Here is a 25,602-nt window from a genome sequence, read left to right as displayed (position 1 = left end):
GATTCCTTGCTTTGCTTTTATAGACTACGTGCGATCACTAAACGCTGGATATCGCTGGTGCCTTCATAAATCTGACAAATACGTGCATCACGGTAGATCCGCTCAATCGGGAAGTCTTTCAGATAGCCATAGCCACCAAATACCTGTAATGCATTTGAACAGACCCGTTCGGTCATTTCCGAAGCGAACAGCTTGGCCATTGACGCTTCATTGAGACAGGGTTGTCCTGCTTCTTTAAGGCGTGCAGCGTAATGCACCAGCTGTCGGGCCGCTTCGATCTCGGTCGCCATACTGGCAAGACGGAATGCCAGCGCCTGATGTTCAAAGATCGGTTTGCCAAAAGTCAGCCGTTCTTTGGCATAGCGGGTGGCCTCTTCCAGCGCCGCCCGTGCCAGACCGACGGCCTGTGCGGCAATACCAATACGACCGCCTTCCAGATTGGCCAGCGCGATTTTTAAACCTTCACCCTCTTTACCCAGCATCAGGCTTTTATGAATACGCACATCCGTCAGGGCAATCTGGCAGGTATCCGAAGCATGCAGGCCGAGTTTTTCTTCCACCCGAATCACTTCATAACCCGGAGTCTCACGTGGCACAAGGAAGGCACTAATGCCCTTTTTACCCGCACTTGGATCAGTCACGGCAAATACGATAATCACGCCCGCATTATCACCCGAGGTAATAAACTGCTTGGCACCATTCAGAATGTAATGATCGCCATCTTGCACCGCGCGGGTTTTAATGGCTGCGGCATCGGAACCTGTGTGTGGTTCAGTCAGGGCAAAAGCACCAATCATTTCACCTTGCGCCAAGGGTTTTAAAAAGCGCTCTTTTTGCTCATCATTACCAAATTTTAAAATCGGCACACAGCCTACCGAGTTATGTACACTCATAATGGTTGAGGTCGCACCATCTGCCGCAGCGACTTCTTCAAGTGCCAGCACATAGGCCAGATTACCGGTGTCAGAACCGCCCCATTGCTCAGGAATCAGCATGCCCATAAAACCGAGCTGCCCCATTTGTGCAAGGGCATCTTTTGGAAATGTGCCATGTCGATCCCAATCACTGGCATTGGGTTTAAGCTGTTCTTGGGCGAAACTTTTCGCCATATCACGAATTAAGACTTGTTCTTCGGTCAATTGCATCTTTTCTTCCTTACCCTGCCTTTGCTTGCTGTTTGGCAATTTCCTGATTACGTAATAAAAAGCGCTGAATCTTGCCACTTGGTGTTTTCGGCAGTTCAGTCACGAATTCGACCAGTCGTGGATAGGCATGTGCTGATAAGCGTTTTTTCACAAACTGGCTCAACTCTTCCGCCAACTGTTCCAGAGGTTGTATCCCCGCCGCCAGAATCACGAAAGCTTTCACCACCTCGGTACGGTCCGGATCGGGCACGCCGATGACCGCTACCTCAACCACCGCATCATGTTCCAGCAAGGCACTTTCCACATCAAAAGGGCCAATCCGATAACCCGATGTGGTGATCACGTCATCACTACGACCAACAAAGCTCATGCTGCCATCGGCATGTAACTCGGCGGTATCACCTGTGAGATAGTAGTGCCCGACAAAAGGCGATTTACGGCTTTCCTTATAGCCGCCAAACCACATCATCGGCGACTGGCTGATATCCACGGCCAGAATTCCGGGGGTATCTGCGGGCAGTTCCTCACCCTGTTCATTGACCACCGCAACGCGATAACCGGCACTGGCAAAACCGGCGGAACCTGCACGAATCTCATGATTTAAACCATGATGATTACACACCACCATACCGACTTCAGTCTGTCCATAATGATCATAAATCGGCGCATCCAGCACCTGCTTAAACCAGCGAATCACTTCAGGATTGAGCGGTTCGCCCGCACTGCTGACCACACGGAACTGGCCTTTTAACGGTGCCATCTGTGCCGGATCAGCCGCCATCATCATACGGTAAGCTGTGGGTGCACCCGCCAGATTGGTAATCTGATAATCTTTCACAATTTGGCACAGGCTATCGGTACTAAAACCGCCTTCATAGAACAAGGTGGCATGCCCCAAGAACAATGGCCCGGTAATGGCATAGTACAAACCATAAGCCCAACCTGGATCGGCAATATTCCAGAAGGAATCTTGTTCTCTCAAACCAATGGCATCTTGCATATAACGGCCAAACGCCAGCAAGGCTTTTAGCGGTACCTCCAATGGTTTGGCAGGCCCTGTGGTGCCCGAGGTAAACATCAGCAAAAAAGGATTCTGGATGCTTCGCATTACCAGTTCGCATTGATCAGACTGTTGTTTGACTGCATCCCAAAAGTTAAAGTCACCTGACTTCAACGGCGCACCGTGTGGATCAGCAACGGTGACTATCGCGGGACAGTGTGCAATCTCATCCAGTTTGCTGCGGTTGGTCGTATCGGTCACCACCAGCTTGCTTTGTGCCAGTTGCAGACGATGCTCGATTGCCTTTGGGCCAAAGGCCGTGAATAAGGGCTGATAGACAGCGCCAATACGCCAAGCCGCGAAAATCGTCACCAGCAGTTCAGGCGTTCTTGGCAATAGACCTGAAATACGGTCACCCGCCTGCACACCTTGCGACTTTAAAAAGTTGGCAAATTGACTCGACCATTGCTGTAACTGGCGAAAGGTATATTGTTCTTTGCGACCGTCTTTGCCTTGCCAGTACAAGGCAATTTTGTCGCCTTGCGCATGCCGATCACAACATTCATAACAGGCATTCAGTGCCTGCATTGAACCGGATAACATCTGTTTTGCAGTGCTTTCCAGATCGAAAGCCTGTACCGTCTCTTTATAATTCAACATCTGTGTTCCCTCAGTCTGGATTCATTGTTATTCATGACAGGGTTTAATTTCTGAATAAAAGCCGTCCTTGGGCTTTCGTTTTTATGCCTCGGGCGGCAGGTATTGCTGGATAATGCTGGAAAAATCAAGATGCGCATGACCACGCATGCACATTTGCTGATACAGTTGCTGCACCATTCCGCCTAATACCACAGGCTGCTTGACCTGCCCTGCGGCTTCAACTGCAAGACCCAAATCTTTCAGCATCAACTGGGTGGCAAAACCATCCTGATAGCCCCGTGAAGCAGGGGCATTTTCACTGATATGTGGCCATGGATTACACACTTCCGAACTCCAGCAACGACCGCTTGAGGTGTTGATCACACCAGCCAACGCTTGTGGATCAATGCCAAGCTTGGCACCCAGTGCCATCCCTTCAGCCACCGCAGCCATGGAAATCCCGAGAATCAGGTTATTGCAGATTTTGGCAATCTGTCCTGCGCCGACATCGCCACAATGCACCACGTTTTTGCCCATGTGACTGAGTACCGGTTTCACTTCATCAAAGGTCTGATCATTGGCACCGACCATAAAGGTCAGCGTACCGGCTTGTGCGCCAATGGTGCCGCCGGAAACCGGCGCATCGCAAATATGAATGTTTTTAGCTTGCGCAACTGCTGCAATGTCCTTGATGGTTTGCGGGTCAATGGTACTGCTGTCAATGCATAAGCTGCCTGCTTTCAGCACTTCCAGAACCCCATTGTCACCTAAGTAAACGTCTTTAACATGCTTTGCTGCAGGTAACATGCTGATCACGACATCGGCTTGTTTCGCCGCTGCCTGCGGGCTGTCGCAAACCACACCACCTGCCTCGGCAAAGTGCTGAATGGCTACGTCGCTGAGATCATAACCATAGACGGTGAGTCCGGCTTTGAGCAGGTTCTGGGCCATTCTGCCGCCCATATTGCCTAGACCGATAAAGGCGATATTCATCCGTGATCCCCTTAACGTAAACTGATGGTAGTATTAACAGCGCCCACTTCGTGGCTGTCTTCAAACCAGCGGCTGGTAATGGTTTTGGTCTGGGTATAGAACTGCACTGCCTGTTTGCCGTAAGGTCCCAAATCACCAAGTTTTGAACCACGGGAACCGGTAAAGCTAAAGAAAGGTACAGGCACTGGAATCGGAATGTTGATACCGACCTGACCGATATCAATCAGGTTCTGGAAAGTACGCGCAATCGCGCCACTTTGCGTGAATAATCCTACGCCATTACCAAATGGGTTGGCATTGATCAGCGCAATCGCTTGTTCAAGCGTATCGACACAGATAATCGACAGTACAGGGCCAAAGATTTCCTCTTTATAAATGCGCATGTCGGTATTCACGCCACTAAAAATTGTCGCCCCGACAAAGTTACCTGCTTCATAACCTTGCACCTGAACCTCACGACCATCAAGCAGCAGTTCTGCGCCTTGCTCGACCCCGCTATTGATCAAGTCCAGTACCCGGGCTTTGGCACGTTTTGAAATGACCGGGCCAATATCGGTATTCGGCTCATGCCCTGCATTGACTGTTAAAGTCTTGGCTTTTTCAACCAGTTCTGGAATCCAGTGCTTGCTGTCACCGACCATCACCGCCACTGACAATGCCATACAACGTTGTCCTGCTGCACCAAAAGCGGCACCCACCAAGGCATTCAGGGTTTGTTCCTTATTGGCATCAGGCATTACCGCGACATGGTTTTTCGCGCCCATCATCGACTGCACACGTTTGCCATGTTGTCCTGCAAGGTTATAGACATGCGTACCGACCGCAGTCGAACCGACAAATGAAATCGCTTTAATATCAGGATGGGTACATAGGCGATCCACCACTTCTTTACCACCATGCACGACGTTGAGTACACCCGCTGGAATGCCTGCCTGAATCGCTAGTTCTACCAGCATCATGGTCGACAATGGATCCTGTTCGGATGGTTTTAAAACAAAGGTATTGCCACAGACGATCGCCATCGGGAACATCCACAACGGAATCATGGCAGGGAAATTAAATGGGGTAATACCCGCGCACACACCCAACGGTTGCTGCAAGGTATAGGTATCGACACCACGCGCCACACCTTCGACGTATTCTCCCATTTGCAAGGTTCCGACTGAACAGGCATGTTCAACCACCTCCAAACCGCGTTGAATATCACCTTCCGCATCCGCCAGCGTTTTACCTTGTTCGGCAGTCAGTACCTGTGCAATTTCTTTCATGTTGGCACGAATCAGTTCTTGCAGTTTGAGCATGATACGCATACGTGCCTGAATCGGGGTTTGACGCCACGATGCAAAAGCATCTTGTGCAGCCTGGATCGCAGCATCAACTTCCTGAGCCGTTGCAAAGGGTACACGACCAATCACTTGCTGCGTCGCAGGGTTGACAATGTCTTGCCATTGCTGGGTTTCAGACTCGATAAAGTTGCCGTTAATGAGTAATTTGGCGGTGTCCAACTGGATGTTCTGGATTGTATTCATAACCTCTCCATAGGTCGTATTTTTATTGTGTTAAATCATCGGAAATACCCTTGGGTGGTATTTTCCTGATTGGGCTTTTATCTGAGACTAACAAAGAAAGCTTTGACCACCAATGCAAATTCATGCACGATTATTGTGCAAATATGCACAGGGAATACAATAACAATGAAAGTGGATTGGGATCATCTACAATTTTTTCTGGTTTTGGCAAGAACCAAGACCTTGACCAATGCAGCACGCGTGATAGGCGTCGAACATAGTACAGTCGCCAGACGGATTCAGGCCTTGGAGCAGACCTTAGGCACCACCCTGTTTAAGCGTGAAGCCACAGGCTATGAGCTGACGCTGGAAGGAATGGCGCTGGTCCCACGGGTCGAACAAATGGAACAGGCTTTTCTGCAGATTGAAAAGCCCGATCAGCCTTTGCAAGGACGTGTGCGAATTGGCACACCCGAAGGCTTTGGTACGGCGTTTTTAGCCCGCTTGCTGGCAGAGTTTTCGATCCAGTACCCCTTGCTCACCATCGACCTGATTCCGGTACCGAAAATGATCAAGCTGTCGCATCGCGAAGCGGATATTGTGGTGTCGATTGAGCGTCCAACCTCGGGGCCTTATATCATTACCCGACTCTCCGATTATTGTTTAAAAATTTATGGCAGCCAGCGCTATCTGGCCCAAAACCCGCCGATTCGGGGTCTGGATGATTTAACCCAGCATCGTTTCGTCAATTATATTGATGATCTGGTGTATAGCCCGGAGCTGTATTGTCTGGAACGCTTACCCTTAAAATTGAGCGCCAACTTCCGGAGTAGCAGTATTCTGGCGCAACAGATTGCAGTCAGTGCAGGCGCAGGACTGGCGATTTTGCCCAAGTTTCTGGCCGATGATAAACCTGAGCTTGAAGCGGTATTGCAACAACAGGTGCGCTTTACCCATACCTTCTGGATGCTGACTTTTGTGGATCTACAACATGATCCGCGCATCAAACTGGTCTGGGATTATTTACGACAGCAGGCAGATCAATACCAACAGTTACTGGTGGACTAGACCTAATTATAATTTTAGTACTTCTCAGACAATTCACCCGTCTCTTTTATTTACAATAAAAATCAAAAGACTATTTAAAAAATGATATTTTATAGTCGCTCCAACAAAATATCCATTTACAAAATATTTTTCTGTAATTATAAATTTTAAGTAAAATTTAAAATATTTACTCAGGCTAGGAGGCCGCATTATGAAAAGATGGCTTATATATCTAACTTTAATATTATTCCCATTATTTTTTTTAAATGGCTGCAAAGATGATAATGGAATGCCAACAACCTCTACCTCTCCTAAAAATAGAATTAACGTTCAGCTTGATATTTTGCAAAACAATAATCAAACTCCTTTGAGTTCATCAACTGAAGCGATAGATATTAATCATCCCCTATATATCTATACTCAATTTTTTTCTAGATATATAGATCCACTAGAAAACAACAATTTATTACCCTGGAAAAGCAATTTAGAATTCAACTTTAGTATAAAGGACAATAATACTAGTATTCTACATGACTATAATATAATCTTGGAATATATAAGAAATAATTATGATAGTCAGCCTAGTATTATAGTTTTTACTGATAAAACTAATAACTCAAGAAACCAATATAATTGTGGCCTCTCCCCTACAAATTGCGAAGGAGTATTAATTAACTTTAATCCTAATACAGGACAAAGTAAAATTACTTTTTCTAACACAAAACTTTTAGGTTTAAATAACACATTTCCTCTTGAACTAAATGGCACTCTTACTGGAGAGCTCGAAATACCTCCTTATCAAGTTAATAAAATACCATCTTTCAATAATGAAACGTTTTTATCTATAGGTTCAAATACTTTCTTAAACGTAAAAATTGATCAAGTTAAATTTACAAACCATGATATAAATAAAATAATAGCTACTATTAATGACAGTTATTTTAACTCTTTATATATTGACACTTCTAATAATAAAATTAAAAATGTTGATTTAGTTGGTATGATTAGTGCTATGGATCCTCCTGATACCTACCATGTTACTCCTGAGAGTCTGAACAATATAAGTTACGATCCAATGACACTTTTATTCAACTTTAACAATGCAAAACTTGATGATATAGATGTAAAATGGGGACCTAAAAATATATATTTAAATGGTCAAATTTCACCTTAAATTATTTTTTGGATTTAAACCTAAAGGTAGGATAATATTTAATACAACATCACATATTTGTGGTTAAACCAGAGCATAAAAAAAGCCGATCACTATAGATCGGCTTTCATCCACTCGGCAGGATTTATTGCACCAGTTCACGACCGAGTTTTTTCATTCTTGGCTTATACAGCAACTGATAGGTCACCGCCAACAGAATCACCCATAAAGGACTGACATACAGTGCTTTTAAGGTATCCGGTTCCAATGCCAAGATCACCAGTGCAAATAGCAAGAAGGCAATCACCACATAAGACATGAAGACGCCGCCCGGCATTTTGAATTTCGATTGTGCATGCAGTTCCGGACGTAACTTACGGTAGCGGATATAGCACACCATAATCAGACTCCAGACACTGATGAACAGAATGACACACAATGAACTCGCCAAGGTAAAGGCTTCAAGAGTATTCGGTACAAAGTATTGCAGTACTGCCCCACCCATGATGAACACACAGGAAAAGATCAGACCATTGGCAGGTACGGCGCTTTTGGATAACCGTGCAAATGCATTCGGTGCCTGACCATCTTTAGACAGACCAAACAGCATACGGCTGGTGGAGAATACGCCACTGTTCATCGATGACATCACCGAAGACAGCACCACCAGATTCATGATAATAGCCGAGGTGACAATCCCGGCATTCATGAATAATTCCACAAATGGGCTCTTGTCGGCACGGATAATATTCCATGGCGTGACCGACATTACCACCAGTAAAGCCAGTACATAAAACAGGATAATCCGGATCGGAATGGCATTAATCGCTTTTGGCAAGTTCTTATGCGGATCTTTGGTTTCTGCCGCGGTCGTTCCAATCAGCTCTACCCCGACAAAGGCAAAGACTGCGATCTGGAAGCCAGCCAAGAAGCCATCTAGTCCTTTAGGGAACATCCCGCCATGCGACCAGACATTACTGAGCGATGCCACCGCGCCATGTGGAGCATGGAAATGGCTAAAGATCATATAACCGCCGACACCAATCAGCCCGACGATCGCCAGAATCTTGATCAGCGCAAACCAGAATTCAATTTCGCCAAACAGACGCACCGTCAGCAGATTCAGGAACAACACAAACAGCACACAACCGGCACTGATTGCGGCCTGCCCGATCGGGGTAAACATAGTGCCTTCGGGCAGCCAGAAGGTTAAATAGTTGATCACGGCGGCCAGATCGGCGATTCCGACCAGTACCCAGCCCAGCCAGTAGGTCCAGCCCATATAGTAGCCAGCCCATGGGCCAATCAGGTCATGCGCCATGTCGACAAAAGATTTATAGTGTAAATTTGCCAGCAACAACTCGCCGAGTGCTCGCATCAAAAAGAAGAACATCCCGCCGATAATCATGTAAATAAACAGAATCGATGGGCCTGCCAGTGAAATAGTTTTTCCTGAGCCCATGAACAGGCCCGTACCGATGGCACCGCCAATTGCAATCAGTTGCAAATGGCGATTGGAGAGTTTGCGCTGCAAGTCATTGGGCGACTGTTCGCCTTCTGACTGTTGATGTGTAACCGTCATAACCAAAAGTTCCTTTTTACGTTTCCCTCATGAGCCAGCCTGTTATTGTTGTGCTATTGCTAGCCGTCCATTCCTGCGGGCTGACTCATTTTTAATTGCAAGAAAATACGTATCTCACTACGTTTTATCTACTGCAAATACGTTACTTTTCTTCTTTTTTTATATTTTTTAAGCAAAAATAAAGCGGATCGCTTTATTTTTGTGCTGCAACAACCGCAATTTCGATCAACCACTTTGGATTGACCAGATCTGCCTGAATGGTGGCACGTGAAGGCGCAACATGACCTTTTAGCCAGTCAATCCAGATGCTATTCACCACAGGGAAATCTGAAAGATCCTTTAAAAACAGTTGCGTAGAGAGCAAGCGTGATTTATCGGTTCCTGCTGAAGCCAGTAATTGTTCGATGGTGGCAAGCACTTCACGGGTTTGTCCTTCAATATCCAGATCGGCATTTTTAGGCACCTGACCGGACAAATACACCACTTTATTGAATACCGTTACCGCACTCATGACTTCGTTGGTGTTGATCTTTTGAATATCTGAATTTGACATGATTATTTCCTTATTCCTGATAGATAAAATTGACACGTGCCGTGACACCGCACATCAGTTCATAACCAATGGTGCCTGAGGTCGCCGCGACATCGTCAATCGGTAAAATTGTTCCTGTGCGGGATTGGCCCCATAGCACCACTTCACTGCCCACCTGTGCATCACTGATCGGAGTCAGATCCACCGCCAGCATATCCATGCTGACACGACCAATGGTTCGGGTTCGGATTCCGTTGACCAGTACCGGCGTACCAGTCGCTGAAATACGTTGGTAACCATCGGCATAACCACACGCCACAATACCGATCCGGATTGGCTGTTCGGCTATATAGCTGGAGCCGTAACCGACACTTTCATTGGCATTGAGCTGTTGCACGGCAATGATTTCGCTGCGCAAGCTCATGGTTGGCGCAAGGCCCCAGTCCTGAATGCTGTGTTTGGGATAATCGGGGGAACTGCCGTACAGCATGATGCCACCGCGCACGTAATCCGATTGCAATTGCGTTTGATATCTTAAGATTGCAGCACTGTTACTGACCGATCTTTGGCCCGGTAAATCCTGAATGGTGGCTTCAAACTCGCTGAGCTGATAGTCAATGCCCTTCTGACCGAAACGATCACCATCAGCATCGGAAAAATGCATCATATGGGTCACGGATCTCACTTGCGTAGACGAAGACAACTGCTGCCAGATTTCACGATATTGCGGTGGCTTGAAACCTAAACGGTTCATGCCACTGTTCATTTTCAGGAAAATATCAAACTGGGCGGGATAGGGATGTTGCTGCAACCAGGCCAGCTGCTGCTCACTATGCACAGTAAAACTTAATTGATACTGCGTACAATCAAATAGGTCTTGCGGAGAGAAAATTCCTTCCAGTAATAAAATCGGGCCGGTCCAGCCTAAAGCACGTAGACGTTTTGCCTCCTCGAGATCAAGTAAGGCAAAACCATCGGCACTTTTAAAAGCGTCATAGACCCGTTCAATCCCATGTCCATACGCATTGGCTTTGACCACGGCAAAGACTTTGCTGTTAGGAACCGACTGCCTGACCACCGCCAGATTCTGGCGTAAGGCCTGGGCATGAATCACCGCAGTAATCGGGCGAGGCATACTAAACTTCCTTGTAAAGCGTGGTTATGCAGCGTGTGAATAACGCTGAATGGATAAACCGTCGGTACTGATCTCTGGACGATGGTTCATGACCAGATCACTGATCAACTTGCCAGAACCGCACGCCATGGTCCAACCAAGCGTTCCATGACCGGTATTCAGGAACAGATTCTTATATTTTGTTGCACCAATAATCGGGGTACTGTCTGGGGTCATCGGACGTAAGCCTGTCCAGAATGAAGCCTGAGATAAGTCACCGCCCGGGAACAGGTCCTGCGTCACCATTTCCAGCGTGGCACGACGGTCTTGTTTCAGACCCAGATTAAAACCACTCAGTTCTGCCATACCACCAACGCGGATACGCTGGTCAAAACGGGTCAGGGCAACCTTGTAGGTTTCATCCAGTACTGTTGATTGTGGTGCAAATTTTGGTTCCACAATTGGAATGGTCAGTGAATAGCCCTTAACCGGATACACAGGCAAATTCAGCTCAAGCGGTTTAAGGAAATCACGTGAATAACTACCAAAGGCCAGAACATAACGATCCGCAGTCAGGACTTCACCATTGACTACCACACCTTTGATCTGGTCGCCTTCAACAATCAGGTTTTCGACATTTTGATCAAACTTGAACTCTACGCCCAGGTCTTGCGCCAGTTTCGCCAAGGCATTGGTAAACAGATAACAATCGCCGGTTTCATCATTCGGTAAATGCAAACCACCGACCAGTTTATCGGTATGTGCTAAAGCAGGTTCAACACTTGCCAGTTCCTGAGCATTGAGTAAATCAAAATCAACACCACATTCTTTCAGCACTTCAATATCACGCTGCACCGCTTCAAGTTGTGCTTCGCTACGGAACACCTGTAGCGTACCCTTGGCACGGTTTTCATAGTTGATGCCCGTTTGCGCTCTTAAGTCACGTAAGCAGTCACGGCTATATTCTGCGACACGCATCATGCGTTCTTTATTCACCGCATAGCTTTGTGGATTACAGTTTTTCAGCATCTGTGCCATCCACTGCAACTGCCACATGCTGCCATCAATATTAATGGCTAAGGGCGCGTGATGCTGGAACATCCACTTGACCGCTTTAAACGGAATGCCAGGGGCTGCCCACGGCGTTGAATATCCTGGGGAGATTTGGCCTGCGTTACCAAAGCTGGTTTCTTTTGCAGGTCCTGATTGACGGTCAAGTACCGTCACTTGCGCACCTTGTTGTGCAAGATAATAGGCACTTGCCACACCAATGACGCCACTTCCTAAAACGATTACGCGCATCGTCGTTCCCTCACGCACACACTAGTTTATTTAACTAGTATATTTTTGGATCAATAGTTTTTTTCACTGATTTTATGGGTATAATCCAGGTAATTTGATGTTTTCGTCACGGAAAAATTAAAATAAAAGGGAATATATGATGCGTAAATTAGACCGGATTGATCGCCTGATTTTAGATATTCTGCAGCGGGAAGGACGTATTGCGATCAGTGAGCTGGCTTCACGGGTCAACTTATCGACCACGCCCTGTTCAGAACGGGTCAAGCGCTTGGAGCGTGAAGGCATCATCATGGGCTACTACGCCCGCCTCAATCCGGAATATGTCGACCGAAACCTGTTGGTGTTTCTGGAAATCAAACTGTCGGCGAAATCGGGCGATGTCTTTGATCAGGTCGCACGTGATCTGGTGGATATTCCAGAGGTTCTGGAATGCCATCTGATTTCAGGGGAATTTGATTATCTGGTGAAAGCACGTCTTAAAGAAATGAGTGCCTATCGTCGCCTGTTAGGGGATTTACTGAAAAAACTACCCGCCTCGGCTTCTTCACATAGCTATGTGGTGATGGAGGAAGTGAAAGAATCTTTATATCTGGATATGGGTGTCTAGCATCCAAGCCTACGCAATAAAAAAGCCCTTCGATCAGGGCTTTTATTCAGACAGCGGTCAGATTACTCATCTTCTTCATCGTAAATATAGCTCATACAGCCCCAGCCATCATATTCACCATTGAACTCCTGAGCGATCTTGGTCATCCATTCTTCCAGATCAGCAATATCTTCGTATTCCAGTGTCATGTTGACATGAATATTCAATACCCACAGATCCGAGCCATCGGAGTGCTGTTCTTCCTGAAACAGGGAAATTTTCTGTTCTTGATGCAACAGGTGTAAGGCACATTTTTCAATCTGTTGCTGTGTCTCAAACACAATCGAAAATTCAACTTCATGCGGTTCATTCAGGTCATTGCCATCCTCAACCATTTGCCACAGTACGTTGCCATTATCATTATCTGGAAATTTGTCATAATCACGTGTCATATGCATATCCTTTGTTGTGTTTTGGAGTTGATATTTGGCTATAGATTAACCGATTTTTATTGCAATTTTTAGACGTGTTAATAACATTATTGTAGTGAAAAAATAAATAGCTTTAGTGAATGATCTATTCACTCACTCAAATACAATCGATAGCACCACCTGATCAAGGCAGCGAATCCCGTTTTCATAAATCGGCGCCGGATAATCTTTAAAAACATCCGCTTCAATATGTGACAGCCTAAAACCGCATTTTTGATACAGCGCCAACTGATCTAGGCTGGAATTCCCGGTCTTGACCCATAACGTATGGAGCTTCAGCTGTTGAGCATAGGCAATCGCATGCTGAATCAGTGTTTTAGCCAAACCCTGGCCTTGATAACCTGCATCTACAGCCAGATTTTTAATTTCAGCCTGAGCATCGCTTTTGCATAAACACAGTTGGGCAATGATGTGTGCCTGCTGATTGAGCAGCACAAATATATCTGAGTTAAATAGATAGGTCTCTATCGCCGCCCAATCCGGATCGGCCTCCAGCAACAAGGTTTTAAGTTGCCGTTGTTGTGTAGGCAGTAATGTCTGCCAAAGCACCTGTTGAATCGAATACATTAGCTTGCCTGTTTTTTGTGGTCTTTTAGAAGTTTACCTCAGAATGAATTTCAACCTGATGCTGCTTGAGTGGATGCTGAAAGGCCAGATAAGCGGCATGCAGTGCCATGCGGGTTAAATGAAAGCGGGCAGGCTCAGGGTGATACAGTTTATCCCCCATGATCGGATGGCCAATGTGCATCATGTGCACCCGCAATTGATGCGAACGCCCTGTTACCGGTTCCAGACGGACACGGCTTTGATCGGTTGTCGCATCATAATCGATACGCTGGAATAAGGTTTTGGCCTGCTTGCCCAGTTCAAAATGCACCATCTGGCGTGGACGGTTTTCCCAATCGGTAATTAACGGAACCTCAACACTGCCCTCGGCCTGAATCTCGCCTTGTACCAGTGCTTGATAGTATTTCTTGACGGTTCGTGCCTGAAACATTTTACTGACGGCGACTTCTGCTTCACGATGCTTGGCAAACATCAACAGCCCGGAGGTCGCCATATCCAGACGATGCGTCACTTTGGCCACAGGATGCTGTTGTAAAACCCGTAAATAGGCACTGTCCTGATGCTCGGGTAAACGCCCCATCACCGATAATAATCCCGCAGGCTTGTTCACCACAATCAGGTCCTCATCTTCATAGACGATTTCTAAGGGATGTGGTGGAGGTGCATATACAAAGTTGTCATTTAAAGGCATGAGAAAATAGCCAGGCAGGCACGAGGACGGAAACAGCAGCGATTATAGTGCTGCACAACAGTTTCGCAACAGGCTGATGTTATCGGCCAGAGCGTTGAATGATTAAGAATGAACTTTGATGCCTTTGCTTAAGTTGTCTTTATATTTCTGTTCCAGCAAGGCAATGTCCCGGTTTAAAAAGGCAATCAGATAGTCTTTTGCCCGCGCCAGACTCAGCTGTTTAAAGGCGATGCTCTCTTTGCTTTTACGGGTCACCAGTCCAAATAGGTCTTTTTTCGGCACAATCACCCCAACATCGCTGTCCAGTTTAAATTCCAGTTGTTGAGACTTGGCATAGGCATCCAGCGTAATGGCAATGGTTTGACCGGTATCAAGATCGGTCACGATAAAACGGGTATCGGTACCATTGAGCTGTAATTGACGAACCAGTTGCTGACGCCAGCTCATCTCGTCAAATTTAATTAAAATCGAGGCCAGGTCAAATGTCCCCATCGCATCGATTTCATTAGGATTGATCTGATGGGGATAGCGGATTTTAAGCTCAAACTGATTCATTCTTGTATTGACCTGTTCCTGTGATCATGTTTTGATTTTTAGGTATAAATAAAATTATATCATTTTGTTTTTTAATATAAAAATATCGACTTATCTTCATAATGGCAGGATTACAGGATGGATATCACATTCGTTTCTGATTTTATTGATGCAGTGTTTATTATTTGGCGCTGATTATTATTTTCTATTTGGTTAAATTTTTTAGGGTATCAAGGGAAAACAGAGGTTGTTTACTTCAACACCTATGACTTTGTAAGCCATAACCTTTGCCTATAAACTTTTGATCTATAGCGTCCTAAGCCGAATCGAGACCTTTTGGGTACGTACACACTTGCTTTATAAGCGTCGGTGCATGCTACTCTTTTCGATCCCTTTCACACCCTTGAGACATAGTTTAGGCAGATCACGGCGGGATTGTTTTCCTAAAAACTGCTATTTTTAACGCTCAATGAAATAATTTTGCATGCCAAAAGATAAATATTGAAATATTTCCCACTTCCAGTAAAAAACTACGATTTATATTCCGATAAATTCAAATTTACATGTGTATTTTTTCAAAAAGCGATTGTGATTTAGGCCCAAATCACCATAATCGCGGCGACAATGACCAGCCATAGACCTAAATGATCGGTTTTGGCGAGTTTCTCCTTAAAGAAAAAGGCCGAGATCAGCAAACTAAATAAGATTTCGACCTGCCCCAGCGTTTTGACGATGGCGACGGTCTGCATACTCATGGCACTAAACCAGCCGACCGAGGCCAGAAAACTACAGATACTCACTCTCAAGGTCAGCCCAACGCGCTGCCACATTTTATACAGCGTCGGGCGGCTAAAAAATCCAAGATAGATCAGCAATACCATGCATTGAAAGCTGATCAGACTGCACAACACCCAAGCAGCACGATGCAGGAATGGCAACATGCTCAGTTCCAGACTGGCTTCACGCACCAATAAAGAGGTGATGGCGAAACAAAGCCCACTGCCCAGCCCAATCATCAGCGTTTTTAAGGATAAATCAGACTGTTGCTTACCTTTACTGAGTAAAAATACCGCCAGTGCCCCAATCACCACGCCGACCCAGCCCCATGTGCTGAGATGCTCCTGTAAGAACAGTACCCCGACCAAGGCGGCCAGAATCGCTTCACTTTTGGCGAGTCCCACGCCAATGGCATAGTTCTTTTGCTGAAACAGTTTCACCATCAAGGCCGTGGCATAAATCTGGCTAATCCCTGCAATCACAATATAGAACCAGAATTTATCGGAAAAATGCACCGATGCGGTGACAGGCTGGTGTAAATAGAGAAAGGCCAGATAGCTAAAGGCAAAGATCGGTGAAAAGATAAATCGCGCCAGCGTAGTACCGTAGACATCGACGCTGGTGCTAAGTTGTTTTTGAAATGCATTGCGCCAAGCCTGCATGAATGCAGCCATCAGGGTAAACAGAATCCAAGTGATCATCATAAGCTTGAACGCAATATTATCATTGCCGCTAATTTACGCGGTTCTGGCTGTTTTTTCGATAGTCGCCATGGCTTAAAAACTTAAATCATTAAAGTCTTTCACTTTAGACAGATAGATCGGCGGCTGATTGATTTTGCTCCATGTTTCTTTAAATCTTGGATCTTCTTCTGGATCTTGGCTTAAATTTTCACGAATGAGTTTTTTACCCGTTAAAAAGTTAATACTGGTCTGGCTTTGAATGAGCGGGCCGTGATTGCTTGAATCATCATAACCAATCAGGCGTAGATCATTGCCTTCCAAGCGGAATAGATAACGCCAATAACCATAACGGCCATGCGAATAATAGACACTCAATAGATTATTTTTAATTTCAAACCATAGATCAGGTGGGAAATAGACCCCGCCATCTTCATTTTCCGAGCTAAAACAATTTAGGTTAGTCACAATCGGTTTGTATGTACCTTGTTGATTCAGCAATACAATCACACCACGGCGGTTGCGGTCTAAGCGCCCACGATATTCATCCTGTACAAAGGCTTTGGGATCGGTGGCTTTGACAATCAGCACCACATCCTTCAGACCATCATTATTCAGGTCGCCTTCTATCGCTTCAAACAGTTGATATTTTGCAGGGACATAAGCTTTATAAGTGACTTTATCTTTGCGCAGCTTCAGCTCTTCTGCCGTTGGCTGCGCTTGAGCAAACGTTGTTTGCGGCAATATGGATAGGCTTGAGCAAGCCAAGATCAGTGCAATACATTTCTTATTCATTGTTATTTCATCATTTAGGGCGTGATTACTGTTATGGCCTTTACAGGGAATGGCTGAGTTTCTGCTGGCGTTTTGCACGAATCCAGCGTGCCGTGACGATCACTAAAATGATCACCACAACGGCAATCAGCACAGGCATGATAAAGGCCAGAATGGATAATAAGATCGAGCCAACCAGTTCACCGGTAGCTACCACAAAATTACCCAGCCCACCTGTGGTTGCGGTCGAAACCCCGCGTGCCGCTACCGTACTCATTTGCACCACACCTGCGGTTCCACCACCGACAATCAGCGCCGCGGCCCAAGTCGCAAACTGCGACATTTCACCACTGCTCACCGCCATTGTGGTCAGCGTACCTGCCACCATAGCCGCAGGTGTGGCAATGGTATCTAACAGGTTATCTACCCACGGCACATAGTAGGCTGCAATTTCACAGAGGGTAGCAAAACCCAGCGCCATACACACCGATGGAAGTGCCAGCCATTCAAAGCCTTGGGCAGGTTGATACCATCCCATAAGGGTGGCAATACTCATCGCCAACAGCGGCACAAAGACACGAAAGCCACAGGCTGCGCTGAGGCCCACGCCAATACAGAGTCCTAAAATCGTTTCCATCACGGATTACCTTTCTATGCCTATGACAGGTCTTGTTATTTACATCTTATTTTTAAAGTAACAAAAAGCCCTATCAAGGGATAGGGCTTTTATTCAAACAGTGGGTAACTGTTTGGTATTTTGCGGCTTAGGCATTCTTACTGTTGAATTGATTGCCAAGGCATTTGGTACACGGAGGTAAACGATCAGTACCAATTTCTAAATAGGTGCGGTGTCCGCATTGAACACAAAAATAGAAGCCTGTTCCAGGTTTTTCGCCAGCAGTTACCATCTTTGCTCTCCATAGATTTTAGAAATGGTACATATACTATAGCGTGATAGTTTTGATTATTTATTGACCTTTCCGACGAGTGGTGATGGCGGAAAGGTGAAGAGTAAAATTTATACTTTTCTCTCTAAAAATAATTTCATAAAATACGACACAAATCATATATGAAATATTTCTATAGGAATGTCAGGCATTCTATACAGCTTCATCCCCCCAGTTATAAAAAACATCATATGTATCTGTATATTTGCTTATTGTACTTTTTATTACTCTACTAATATCTTCATTAATATTTTCATGTTCTCGCGTAAAAATCAGGATTCTTTCTATCATTAACTCACCTTTATCAATCCTAAATTTATTTTCTGATATTTCCTCAGGTTTACCAATAATTGTTAGGATTGCTCCTATACCATGACTACCTAACCTACAAAATATAGCCGAAATCGAAGTCGTTTCCTCGAATTCAAATGTATATTTACTATCCACCTCAAACTCAGCTCTAAAATCACATTTATTCGTTTTAGTAATTATAGTATGAAACTGTTTAATTTCTTCTCTATAGTTATATAATTCCTGTATAGAAATAGATATTTCATCATAAATTTTATTTTGAAAACATATTTGTAATGCCTTATTTAACAAGTCATCAAATATACTTAACTCTCTTTTTACAAATTTAGTTTTTAAATCAAATAGTAAAGGCTTAAAATTTTCTATTTCCAATACCATAATAATATTTTGGTTATCTCTACTCATCAGCTCAATTAAACCAATAGCATCTTTTAATTTTTTTAACTCAAACCTCTTATTCTCACCTAAAGTAAAACTATAATTAGATTGCTTTTTATATGGCTCTAAAGTCATATCAAAGAAATCACCAACAACTCTAAATTTTGCAAATTCTCTAAACTCATTAAAACTAAAAGGTGAGTTATAAAAAACTATATCAAATACTAAACCACTAGAGAGGCTGTCTTCTTTAAATCTAATTTTTCCTCTTTTGGGTGGTTGCATCCCTAAACTTAATTTGGCGTTAGGTATTTCAAAACTGGACTTTTTAGATGGTATTCCAAATCTCTTTTCAATATTAATTAAATTTTGGACATCTATCTCCTCCTCTAACCCCAAAGAAGCATCAATAATTTTCCGAATACCATCTTCACCTTCAATAGAGAATTGAACCGTCCCATATCCATCCTCAAAACCACACTCTTGTAAATATTTATTTTTACTAACTATGTAGTCAGAATAGTTTTCACCTATATATTTCAGCAGAGTTTGTTTTAGATTTTCACCATCTAATTTCTCAATTCTTTGCTGTTCACTATAAGTAAGAGTAATTGTTCTCTTATTTAGATCTTTATTATTTTCACTTTGTTCTATTTGATGGACTCTTTTAAGAATTTTATAAATCAATTCATTATCTATATGTAAAACAAATGCATTTTGAACTTCATTCTTACCATCAAATTCTAGAAAAATATAAAACGCTGGCATTTGTAAAGTTGCCATCCGCCGAAGATTTGAAACAGTAACAGGCAGTTTCCTATCTTGCTTATCCGTTGCTTTAACTTGGACTTTACATTCAAAAGCTGATTTATGTAATTCATGAGTAGTTATATTTGAAGATATTGGGAATTCTACATAATAATCCCATCCAGTTTTATCAATTGATGAATTATTTGCAATTAAACCAACTTGAGCACACCACATTGCAAAAGTGCTTTCACCTAATTGTCCTAAATCTCGCATATACACTCAAAAAATAAAACCCCATCATCAAGATAGGGCCTTTATTAAATAAAATCAATTACTTTCAGATCAAAGTATTACGCCACTTGACCTTCTAAAAAGTCTTGTGCAAAACGCTGTAATACCCCACCCGCTTCATAAACAGAAACTTCTTCTTCTGTATCTAAACGACAGGTTACAGGCACTTCCAGAATTTCTTCCTTACCATCCGCAGTGGCGCGCTCAATCACTAAAGTTAATGTCGAACGCGGCGCAATATTACCAATCACGCTATATAGCTCAGTCCCATCCAGCTTCAAGGTCTTACGGTTAACACCCGGCTTAAACTCAAGCGGTAAAACACCCATACCCACCAAGTTAGTACGGTGAATACGCTCAAAACCTTCAGCCACAATCGCTTCAACACCTGCAAGACGAACACCTTTAGCAGCCCAGTCACGGCTTGAACCCTGACCATAATCCGCACCCGCCACAATGATCAACGGTTGCTTACGGTTCATGTAGGTTTCAATCGCTTCCCACATCCGCATCACTTCGCCTTCTGGCTCAACACGCGCTTTTGAACCTTGCTTGATCGTGCCGTCTGAACGAACCACCATTTCATTAAACAGTTTCGGATTGGCAAAGGTTGCACGTTGTGCCGTCAAATGGTCACCACGATGGGTTGCGTATGAGTTGAAGTCTTCTTCAGGTACACCCATTTTGTGCAGGTATTCACCCGCAGCCGAATCCATCAGGATCGCATTCGATGGCGACAAGTGATCAGTGGTGATGTTGTCACCCAAGATCGCCAATGGACGCATATTGGCTAAAGTACGTGGTGCAGCCAACGCCCCTTCCCAATACGGAGGACGGCGGATGTAAGTACTTTGCGGACGCCAGTCGTATAACGGACTTTCGGCTTGTTCAACTTCGCCCAAGTCAAACATTGGAATGTAGACTTTACGGAACTGTTCAGGCTTGACCGCTTCTTTGACCAATGCATCAATTTCAGCATCCGACGGCCAGATATCTTTCAGGTAAATCGGGTTACCGTCTTTGTCATGACCTAACGCATCTTTTTCGATGTCAAAACGGATGGTTCCTGCAATCGCATAGGCCACAACGAGTGGCGGAGATGCAAGGAATGCCTGTTTTGCGTATGGATGGATACGACCATCAAAATTACGGTTACCCGAAAGCACGGCGGTTGCATACAGGTCACGATCAATGATTTCTTGTTGAATCACTGGATCTAACGCACCTGACATACCGTTACAGGTGGTACATGCATAAGCCACGATACCAAAACCAAGTTTCTCAAGGTCTTTGAGTACACCCGCTTCTTCAAGATACAGTGCCGCTGCCTTAGAACCCGGTGCAAAGGATGATTTCACCCAAGGTTTACGCACTAAACCGAGCTCATTGGCCTTACGTGCCAACAGACCTGCAGCCACGGTATTACGCGGGTTAGAGGTATTGGTACATGAGGTAATGGCAGCAATGATAATTGCACCATCTGGCATTAAGCCATCAGTACGGTTTTCAACTACACCAGCAATACCTTTTTCTTTCAAGTCAGCGGTAGAGACACGTGCATGCGGGTTTGATGGACCGGCAATATTACGGGTCACCGTTGAAAGGTCAAAACGAAGGACACGTGGGTACTCAGCTTGGGTCATATCCGATGCCCAAAGCCCGATTTCTTTGGCATATTGCTCAACCAAAGCCACTTGTGCATCTTCACGACCTGTCAGACGTAAATAGTCGATGGTGTTCTGATCGATATAGAACATTGCCGCAGTTGCGCCATATTCAGGGGTCATATTTGAGATGGTGGCACGGTCGCCCACCGACATGCTGTCAGCACCTTCACCGAAGAACTCGAGGTAAGCACCGACTACACGCTCTTTACGCAAGAACTCAGTCAATGCCAACACGATATCCGTTGCAGTAATGCCTGCTTGACGCTGACCGACAAACTCAACCCCGATGATGTCTGGCAGACGCATCCAGGATGCACGACCGAGCATTACATTTTCAGCTTCCAAACCACCCACACCGACTGAAATCACGCCAAGCGCATCGGTATGTGGGGTATGTGAATCGGTACCGACACAAGTATCCGGGAACGCCAAACCATCACGGTTTTGAATCACCGGAGACATTTTCTCCAGATTGATCTGATGCATGATGCCGTTACCCGCAGGGATCACGTCGACGTTTTTAAAGGCGGTTTTGGTCCACTCAATAAAATGGAAACGGTCTTCATTACGACGGTCTTCTACTGCACGGTTTTTCTCAAAGGCATCCGGATCAAAACCACCATATTCCACTGCCAATGAGTGGTCCACGATCAACTGGGTTGGCACCACTGGATTGACTTTAGATGGGTCACCGCCTTTATCGGCAATCGCATCACGCAAACCAGCCAAATCCACCAGTGCGGTTTGTCCCAAGATGTCGTGACAGACCACACGTGCCGGGTACCACGGAAAATCGAGATCCTGACGGCGTTCGATCAGCTGGGTTAAATAGGCCGTTAAATTCTCGGCATCCGCTTTACGTACCAGCTGCTCAGCCAGTACTTTCGAGGTGTATGGCAGCTTTGCGTATGCGCCTGGCTGAATATCTTCAACGGCTTGACGCACGTCATAGTATTCGAGCTGGGTACCTGCCAGCGGTTTACGATATTTTGTGTTCATTAACCACGCTCCGCCAATGGTTTGAATTCAAGGTTTTCAGGGCCGGTATAGTTGGCGCTTGGACGAATGATCTTGCCGTCCTGACGTTGTTCGATCACGTGTGCAGACCAACCCGCAGTACGTGCAATCACGAATAATGGTGTAAACATGGCCGTTGGCACGCCCATCAAGTGATAGCTTACTGCACTGAACCAGTCGAGGTTCGGGAACATGTTCTTCACTTCTTTCATCACTGCTTCCAAACGCTCAGCGATGAGGTACATCTTGGTATTTTCTTGTGCTTCAGCCAGTTCACGTGCCACTTGTTTGATCACTTCGTTACGTGGATCAGACACGGTATACACCGGATGACCAAAACCGATGACCACCTCTTTATTTTCAACACGTTTACGGATGTCAGCTTCGGCTTCATCGGCATTGTCATAGCGTTGTTGAATCACAAAGGCAACTTCATTGGCACCACCATGTTTAGGGCCACGTAGCGCACCGATCCCGCCTGTAATGGCTGAATACATGTCTGAACCTGTCCCTGCCACCACACGTGAAGTAAAGGTAGATGCATTGAACTCATGCTCTGCATACAGAATCAAAGAGGTGTGCATGGCTTGAATCCATTCTTTCGATGGCGCTTCACCATGCAGGAGATGCAAGAAATGCGCAGCAATCGAGTCATCATCGGTTTCAACTTCAATACGACGGCCGTTATTGCTGAAGTGATACCAGTACAACAACATTGAGCCCAAGCTAGCCATCAATTTGTCGGCGATGTCTTTTGCCCCAGCTTCGTTATGGTCTTCATGTTCAGGCGTTAAACAACCTAAAACTGATACACCGGTACGCATCACATCCATTGGGTGTGCAGATGGTGGTAGTTGCTCTAGTGCAGTTTTCAGTGCTGCAGGTAAGCCACGCAATGCTTTTAATTTTGCTTTATAAGCTTTGAGTTCGGCTTTGTTTGGTAATTTACCGTGTACCAGCAGGTGTGCCACTTCTTCAAACTGGCTGCCTGCGGCAAGGTCGAGAATGTCATAGCCGCGGTAGTGTAAGTCGTTGCCGCTGCGGCCTACGGTACACAGTGCGGTGTTGCCTGCCACTTGTCCGCTGAGGGCCACTGATTTTTTTGGTTTAAAGCCTGTTGTTGTTTCATTACTGCTCATAAGATTGTCCTTTTCTATCTATTTAATTTATTTTTGAGCAACTCAACGGAGTCGTGCCGAGTTCTCATCCTGTTTCAGGATAAACCTTCGGTTCGACCTACTTTTCATTCGGGAAAAGTAGGCAAAACCATTGTCATCTGCAAAACCTGAGGTACGAATAGCAAAGATTAATAATCTTTGCCGTACCGCAAGGTGAAAGCTATGCTTGAACAAAAAACTACGCACTTCGCTTGTCTTGCGCTACACCAAAGCTTCAATCGCTTTGGTTTGCTCAGGTTGCAGATGACTTTTCTGCATAACAAATTTCAACCTAAATTCTTATGAATTAAGGTTTTACTTATTTATTCTTCGCAAAAGTTCCATCAAGATATTGTTCAAACGCATGGTAGTTAATGCGCTCATACAGTTCTTGGCGGGTTTGCATGGTATCGACCACATTTTTTTGCGTGCCTTCTTTACGCAAGGTCTCATAAACATTTTCTGCGGCCTTGTTCATGGCACGGAATGCAGAAAGTGGATACAGCGCAATGCTGACATCGGCAGAAGCCAGTTCGTCCGTGGTAAATAATGGCGTAGAACCAAACTCAGTAATATTGGCTAAAACAGGCACTTTGGTGGCATTTGCAAATTGCTTATACATCGCCAATTCCGTGATCGCTTCCGGGAACAGCATGTCTGCACCTGCTTCGATATACGCGCCGGCACGGTCAATCGCTGCCTGCAAGCCTTCAACCGCAAGTGCATCGGTACGTGCCATGATCACAAAGCTGTCATCGGTACGTGCATCAACTGCGGCTTTAATACGATCGACCATTTCTTGCTGGGTCACGATGGCTTTATTCGGACGATGACCGCAACGCTTGGCACCCACCTGGTCTTCGATATGCATGGCAGCCGCACCGAATTTGATCATCGACTTGGTGGTCCGTGCGATATTAAACGCAGAAGCGCCGAAACCGGTGTCGACATCGACCAATAACGGCAGATCACACACGTCAGTAATACGGCGTACATCGGTCAATACATCATCAAGGTTACTGATACCCAAATCAGGTAGGCCCAAAGAACCTGCGGCAACACCACCACCAGACAAATAGATGGCCTTGTAGCCTGCGCGTTTTGCCAGTAACGCATGGTTGGCATTGATCGCACCCACCACCTGTAATGGTTTTTCATTTGCGACCGCGTCGCGGAATAGCTGACCAGCTGACTGTTTAGCCATGTTGTTGTTCTCCTTGATTTTGCAGCAATGTTTGCTCAACAATTTTGTAGGATGCATTGATGTGACGGTGCATCAGCATTTCAGCAAGCTCACCGTCACCTTCAGCAATCGCATCTAATATGCGGATATGTTCGTCCCAAGCCTTACTTGGTCGATCTGGGGTATTTGAAAACTGGATTCGATACATACGGATGAGGTGATACAGCTCATCACATAACATTTTTTCGAGGGTTTTATTGCCACTGCTTTTGATAATGCAGTAATGGAAATCGTCCTGACCTTCTTGCAGATAGTAACCCTTACCTGCTTTAAAATTTTCATCCTCGGCATGCATCCGCAATACATCACGCAAGGCCAGAATCTGTTTTTTATCAATATGCTGGGCTGCGAGTTTACAGGCCAAACCTTCTAATGATGCACGGATCTGATAGAGTTCCTGAAACTGCTGTAACGACAGTGACACCACACGCGCACCGACATGGGCCGTTCGTTCCACCAGCTTTTGCCCTTCCAGCCGATGAATCGCCTCACGCAATGGACCTCGACTAATGCCATACATCCGTGCCAGCTCGGGTTCTGAAATCTTGCTGCCCGCAGGGATCTGTCCCAATACAATCGCCGACTGAATTTGCTTGAATACGTGTTCCGTCAGGGTCATTCCCTGACTGGTGCTGAGGGCTTGAGGAACAAGGGTATCTTGCATATTGTCGACAATCTCTACGGTTTTGATGATTTTATAACGAGGTAGAAGAAAAAATGCAATA

At 45.2% G+C, this 25,602-nt stretch carries 24 protein-coding genes; 3 read left to right on the top strand and 21 right to left on the bottom strand.

Annotated elements, in window-relative coordinates:
• Positions 1–17: 17 nt before the first annotated feature.
• The 4 genes from IEV39_RS16605 to IEV39_RS16590 all read right to left on the bottom strand — a co-directional run bounded on the left by IEV39_RS16605 (position 18) and on the right by IEV39_RS16590 (position 5,306).
• The gene (locus IEV39_RS16605; RefSeq protein ID WP_005281297.1) at positions 18–1,145 is read right to left on the bottom strand and encodes an acyl-CoA dehydrogenase family protein; all 1,128 of its coding nucleotides are present in this window, start codon (positions 1,143–1,145) and stop codon (positions 18–20) included.
• A 10-nt stretch (positions 1,146–1,155) separates the two neighbouring features.
• Positions 1,156–2,805 (bottom strand): AMP-binding protein, encoded by a 1,650-nt coding sequence (locus tag IEV39_RS16600; protein WP_005281301.1) that lies wholly within the window; start codon positions 2,803–2,805, stop codon positions 1,156–1,158.
• 81 nt (positions 2,806–2,886) lie between these two features.
• Positions 2,887–3,777 (bottom strand): 3-hydroxyisobutyrate dehydrogenase, encoded by an 891-nt coding sequence (mmsB, locus tag IEV39_RS16595; protein ID WP_005281303.1) that lies wholly within the window; start codon positions 3,775–3,777, stop codon positions 2,887–2,889.
• A gap of 11 nt (positions 3,778–3,788) precedes the next feature.
• Positions 3,789–5,306: a CoA-acylating methylmalonate-semialdehyde dehydrogenase gene (locus IEV39_RS16590; protein WP_005228340.1), complete on the bottom strand. Its 1,518-nt coding sequence runs from the start codon at positions 5,304–5,306 to the stop codon at positions 3,789–3,791.
• Positions 5,307–5,471: 165 nt separating this feature from the next.
• Between IEV39_RS16590 and IEV39_RS16585 the strand changes: the two genes are divergently transcribed.
• Together IEV39_RS16585 and IEV39_RS16580 are read left to right on the top strand one after the other, a co-directional pair.
• Positions 5,472–6,353: a LysR family transcriptional regulator gene (locus tag IEV39_RS16585; RefSeq protein WP_005228339.1), complete on the top strand. Its 882-nt coding sequence runs from the start codon at positions 5,472–5,474 to the stop codon at positions 6,351–6,353.
• Between the two features lie 190 nt (positions 6,354–6,543).
• Complete coding sequence (locus IEV39_RS16580; RefSeq protein WP_005281306.1) at positions 6,544–7,506, top strand: hypothetical protein; 963 nt, start codon at positions 6,544–6,546, stop codon at positions 7,504–7,506.
• A gap of 124 nt (positions 7,507–7,630) precedes the next feature.
• On the opposite strand, the gene IEV39_RS16575 is transcribed toward IEV39_RS16580, so the two are convergent.
• The 4 genes from IEV39_RS16575 to IEV39_RS16560 all read right to left on the bottom strand — a co-directional run bounded on the left by IEV39_RS16575 (position 7,631) and on the right by IEV39_RS16560 (position 12,015).
• Positions 7,631–9,067, bottom strand: a complete 1,437-nt coding sequence (locus tag IEV39_RS16575; RefSeq protein ID WP_005281308.1) for an amino acid permease — start codon at positions 9,065–9,067, stop codon at positions 7,631–7,633.
• 193 nt (positions 9,068–9,260) lie between these two features.
• Positions 9,261–9,620, bottom strand: coding sequence for a RidA family protein (locus tag IEV39_RS16570; protein ID WP_005281311.1), 360 nt, complete (start codon positions 9,618–9,620; stop codon positions 9,261–9,263).
• Positions 9,621–9,630: 10 nt separating this feature from the next.
• Entirely contained in the window at positions 9,631–10,734 is a 1,104-nt protein-coding gene (alr, locus tag IEV39_RS16565; RefSeq protein ID WP_005281314.1) for an alanine racemase, read from the bottom strand.
• Positions 10,735–10,758: 24 nt separating this feature from the next.
• Entirely contained in the window at positions 10,759–12,015 is a 1,257-nt protein-coding gene (locus tag IEV39_RS16560) for a D-amino acid dehydrogenase (protein ID WP_005281316.1), read from the bottom strand.
• Positions 12,016–12,154: 139 nt separating this feature from the next.
• Between IEV39_RS16560 and IEV39_RS16555 the strand changes: the two genes are divergently transcribed.
• Positions 12,155–12,622, top strand: a complete 468-nt coding sequence (locus IEV39_RS16555) for an Lrp/AsnC ligand binding domain-containing protein (protein WP_004773316.1) — start codon at positions 12,155–12,157, stop codon at positions 12,620–12,622.
• 62 nt (positions 12,623–12,684) lie between these two features.
• Here the strand turns inward: IEV39_RS16555 and IEV39_RS16550 are convergent, their stop codons facing one another.
• The 13 genes from IEV39_RS16550 to IEV39_RS16490 all read right to left on the bottom strand — a co-directional run bounded on the left by IEV39_RS16550 (position 12,685) and on the right by IEV39_RS16490 (position 25,541).
• Entirely contained in the window at positions 12,685–13,053 is a 369-nt protein-coding gene (locus IEV39_RS16550; RefSeq protein WP_005228335.1) for a ribonuclease E inhibitor RraB, read from the bottom strand.
• A gap of 132 nt (positions 13,054–13,185) precedes the next feature.
• Positions 13,186–13,659: a GNAT family N-acetyltransferase gene (locus IEV39_RS16545; protein WP_005281319.1), complete on the bottom strand. Its 474-nt coding sequence runs from the start codon at positions 13,657–13,659 to the stop codon at positions 13,186–13,188.
• 25 nt (positions 13,660–13,684) lie between these two features.
• The gene (locus tag IEV39_RS16540) at positions 13,685–14,350 is read right to left on the bottom strand and encodes an RluA family pseudouridine synthase (RefSeq protein WP_005281322.1); all 666 of its coding nucleotides are present in this window, start codon (positions 14,348–14,350) and stop codon (positions 13,685–13,687) included.
• A 102-nt stretch (positions 14,351–14,452) separates the two neighbouring features.
• Positions 14,453–14,905, bottom strand: coding sequence for a hypothetical protein (locus IEV39_RS16535; RefSeq protein WP_005281326.1), 453 nt, complete (start codon positions 14,903–14,905; stop codon positions 14,453–14,455).
• A gap of 572 nt (positions 14,906–15,477) precedes the next feature.
• The gene (locus tag IEV39_RS16530) at positions 15,478–16,365 is read right to left on the bottom strand and encodes a DMT family transporter (protein WP_005281329.1); all 888 of its coding nucleotides are present in this window, start codon (positions 16,363–16,365) and stop codon (positions 15,478–15,480) included.
• Between the two features lie 72 nt (positions 16,366–16,437).
• Complete coding sequence (locus IEV39_RS16525) at positions 16,438–17,136, bottom strand: hypothetical protein (RefSeq protein WP_005281331.1); 699 nt, start codon at positions 17,134–17,136, stop codon at positions 16,438–16,440.
• A 40-nt stretch (positions 17,137–17,176) separates the two neighbouring features.
• Positions 17,177–17,752: a DUF4126 domain-containing protein gene (locus IEV39_RS16520; protein ID WP_005281334.1), complete on the bottom strand. Its 576-nt coding sequence runs from the start codon at positions 17,750–17,752 to the stop codon at positions 17,177–17,179.
• Between the two features lie 127 nt (positions 17,753–17,879).
• On the bottom strand, positions 17,880–18,023 hold the full coding sequence (locus IEV39_RS16515; protein ID WP_004637424.1) for a zinc ribbon-containing protein: 144 nt from the start codon (positions 18,021–18,023) through the stop codon (positions 17,880–17,882).
• 192 nt (positions 18,024–18,215) lie between these two features.
• Positions 18,216–19,775 carry a hypothetical protein gene (locus IEV39_RS16510; RefSeq protein ID WP_005281338.1) on the bottom strand — a complete coding sequence of 520 codons (1,560 nt, stop codon included), beginning with the start codon at positions 19,773–19,775 and terminating at the stop codon, positions 18,216–18,218.
• 77 nt (positions 19,776–19,852) lie between these two features.
• A complete protein-coding gene (acnD, locus tag IEV39_RS16505; RefSeq protein WP_005281341.1) occupies positions 19,853–22,459 on the bottom strand; it encodes a Fe/S-dependent 2-methylisocitrate dehydratase AcnD in 2,607 nt (868 codons plus the stop codon).
• Positions 22,459–23,616: a bifunctional 2-methylcitrate synthase/citrate synthase gene (gene prpC / locus IEV39_RS16500; protein ID WP_005281344.1), complete on the bottom strand. Its 1,158-nt coding sequence runs from the start codon at positions 23,614–23,616 to the stop codon at positions 22,459–22,461. The genes acnD and prpC overlap by 1 nt, the downstream gene beginning before the upstream one ends.
• Positions 23,617–23,953: 337 nt before the next feature.
• Positions 23,954–24,838, bottom strand: a complete 885-nt coding sequence (prpB, locus tag IEV39_RS16495; RefSeq protein WP_005228322.1) for a methylisocitrate lyase — start codon at positions 24,836–24,838, stop codon at positions 23,954–23,956.
• Entirely contained in the window at positions 24,831–25,541 is a 711-nt protein-coding gene (locus IEV39_RS16490; RefSeq protein WP_005228321.1) for a GntR family transcriptional regulator, read from the bottom strand. The genes prpB and IEV39_RS16490 overlap by 8 nt, the downstream gene beginning before the upstream one ends.
• Positions 25,542–25,602: the final 61 nt, after the last annotated feature.

The sequence above is a fragment of the Acinetobacter courvalinii genome, assembly GCF_014635545.1.
In the GTDB taxonomy this organism is placed as follows: Bacteria; Pseudomonadota; Gammaproteobacteria; order Pseudomonadales; family Moraxellaceae; genus Acinetobacter; species Acinetobacter courvalinii.
Note: the sequence above shows the minus strand (reverse complement) of the source record. Positions and strands in the feature narration are given on the sequence as shown.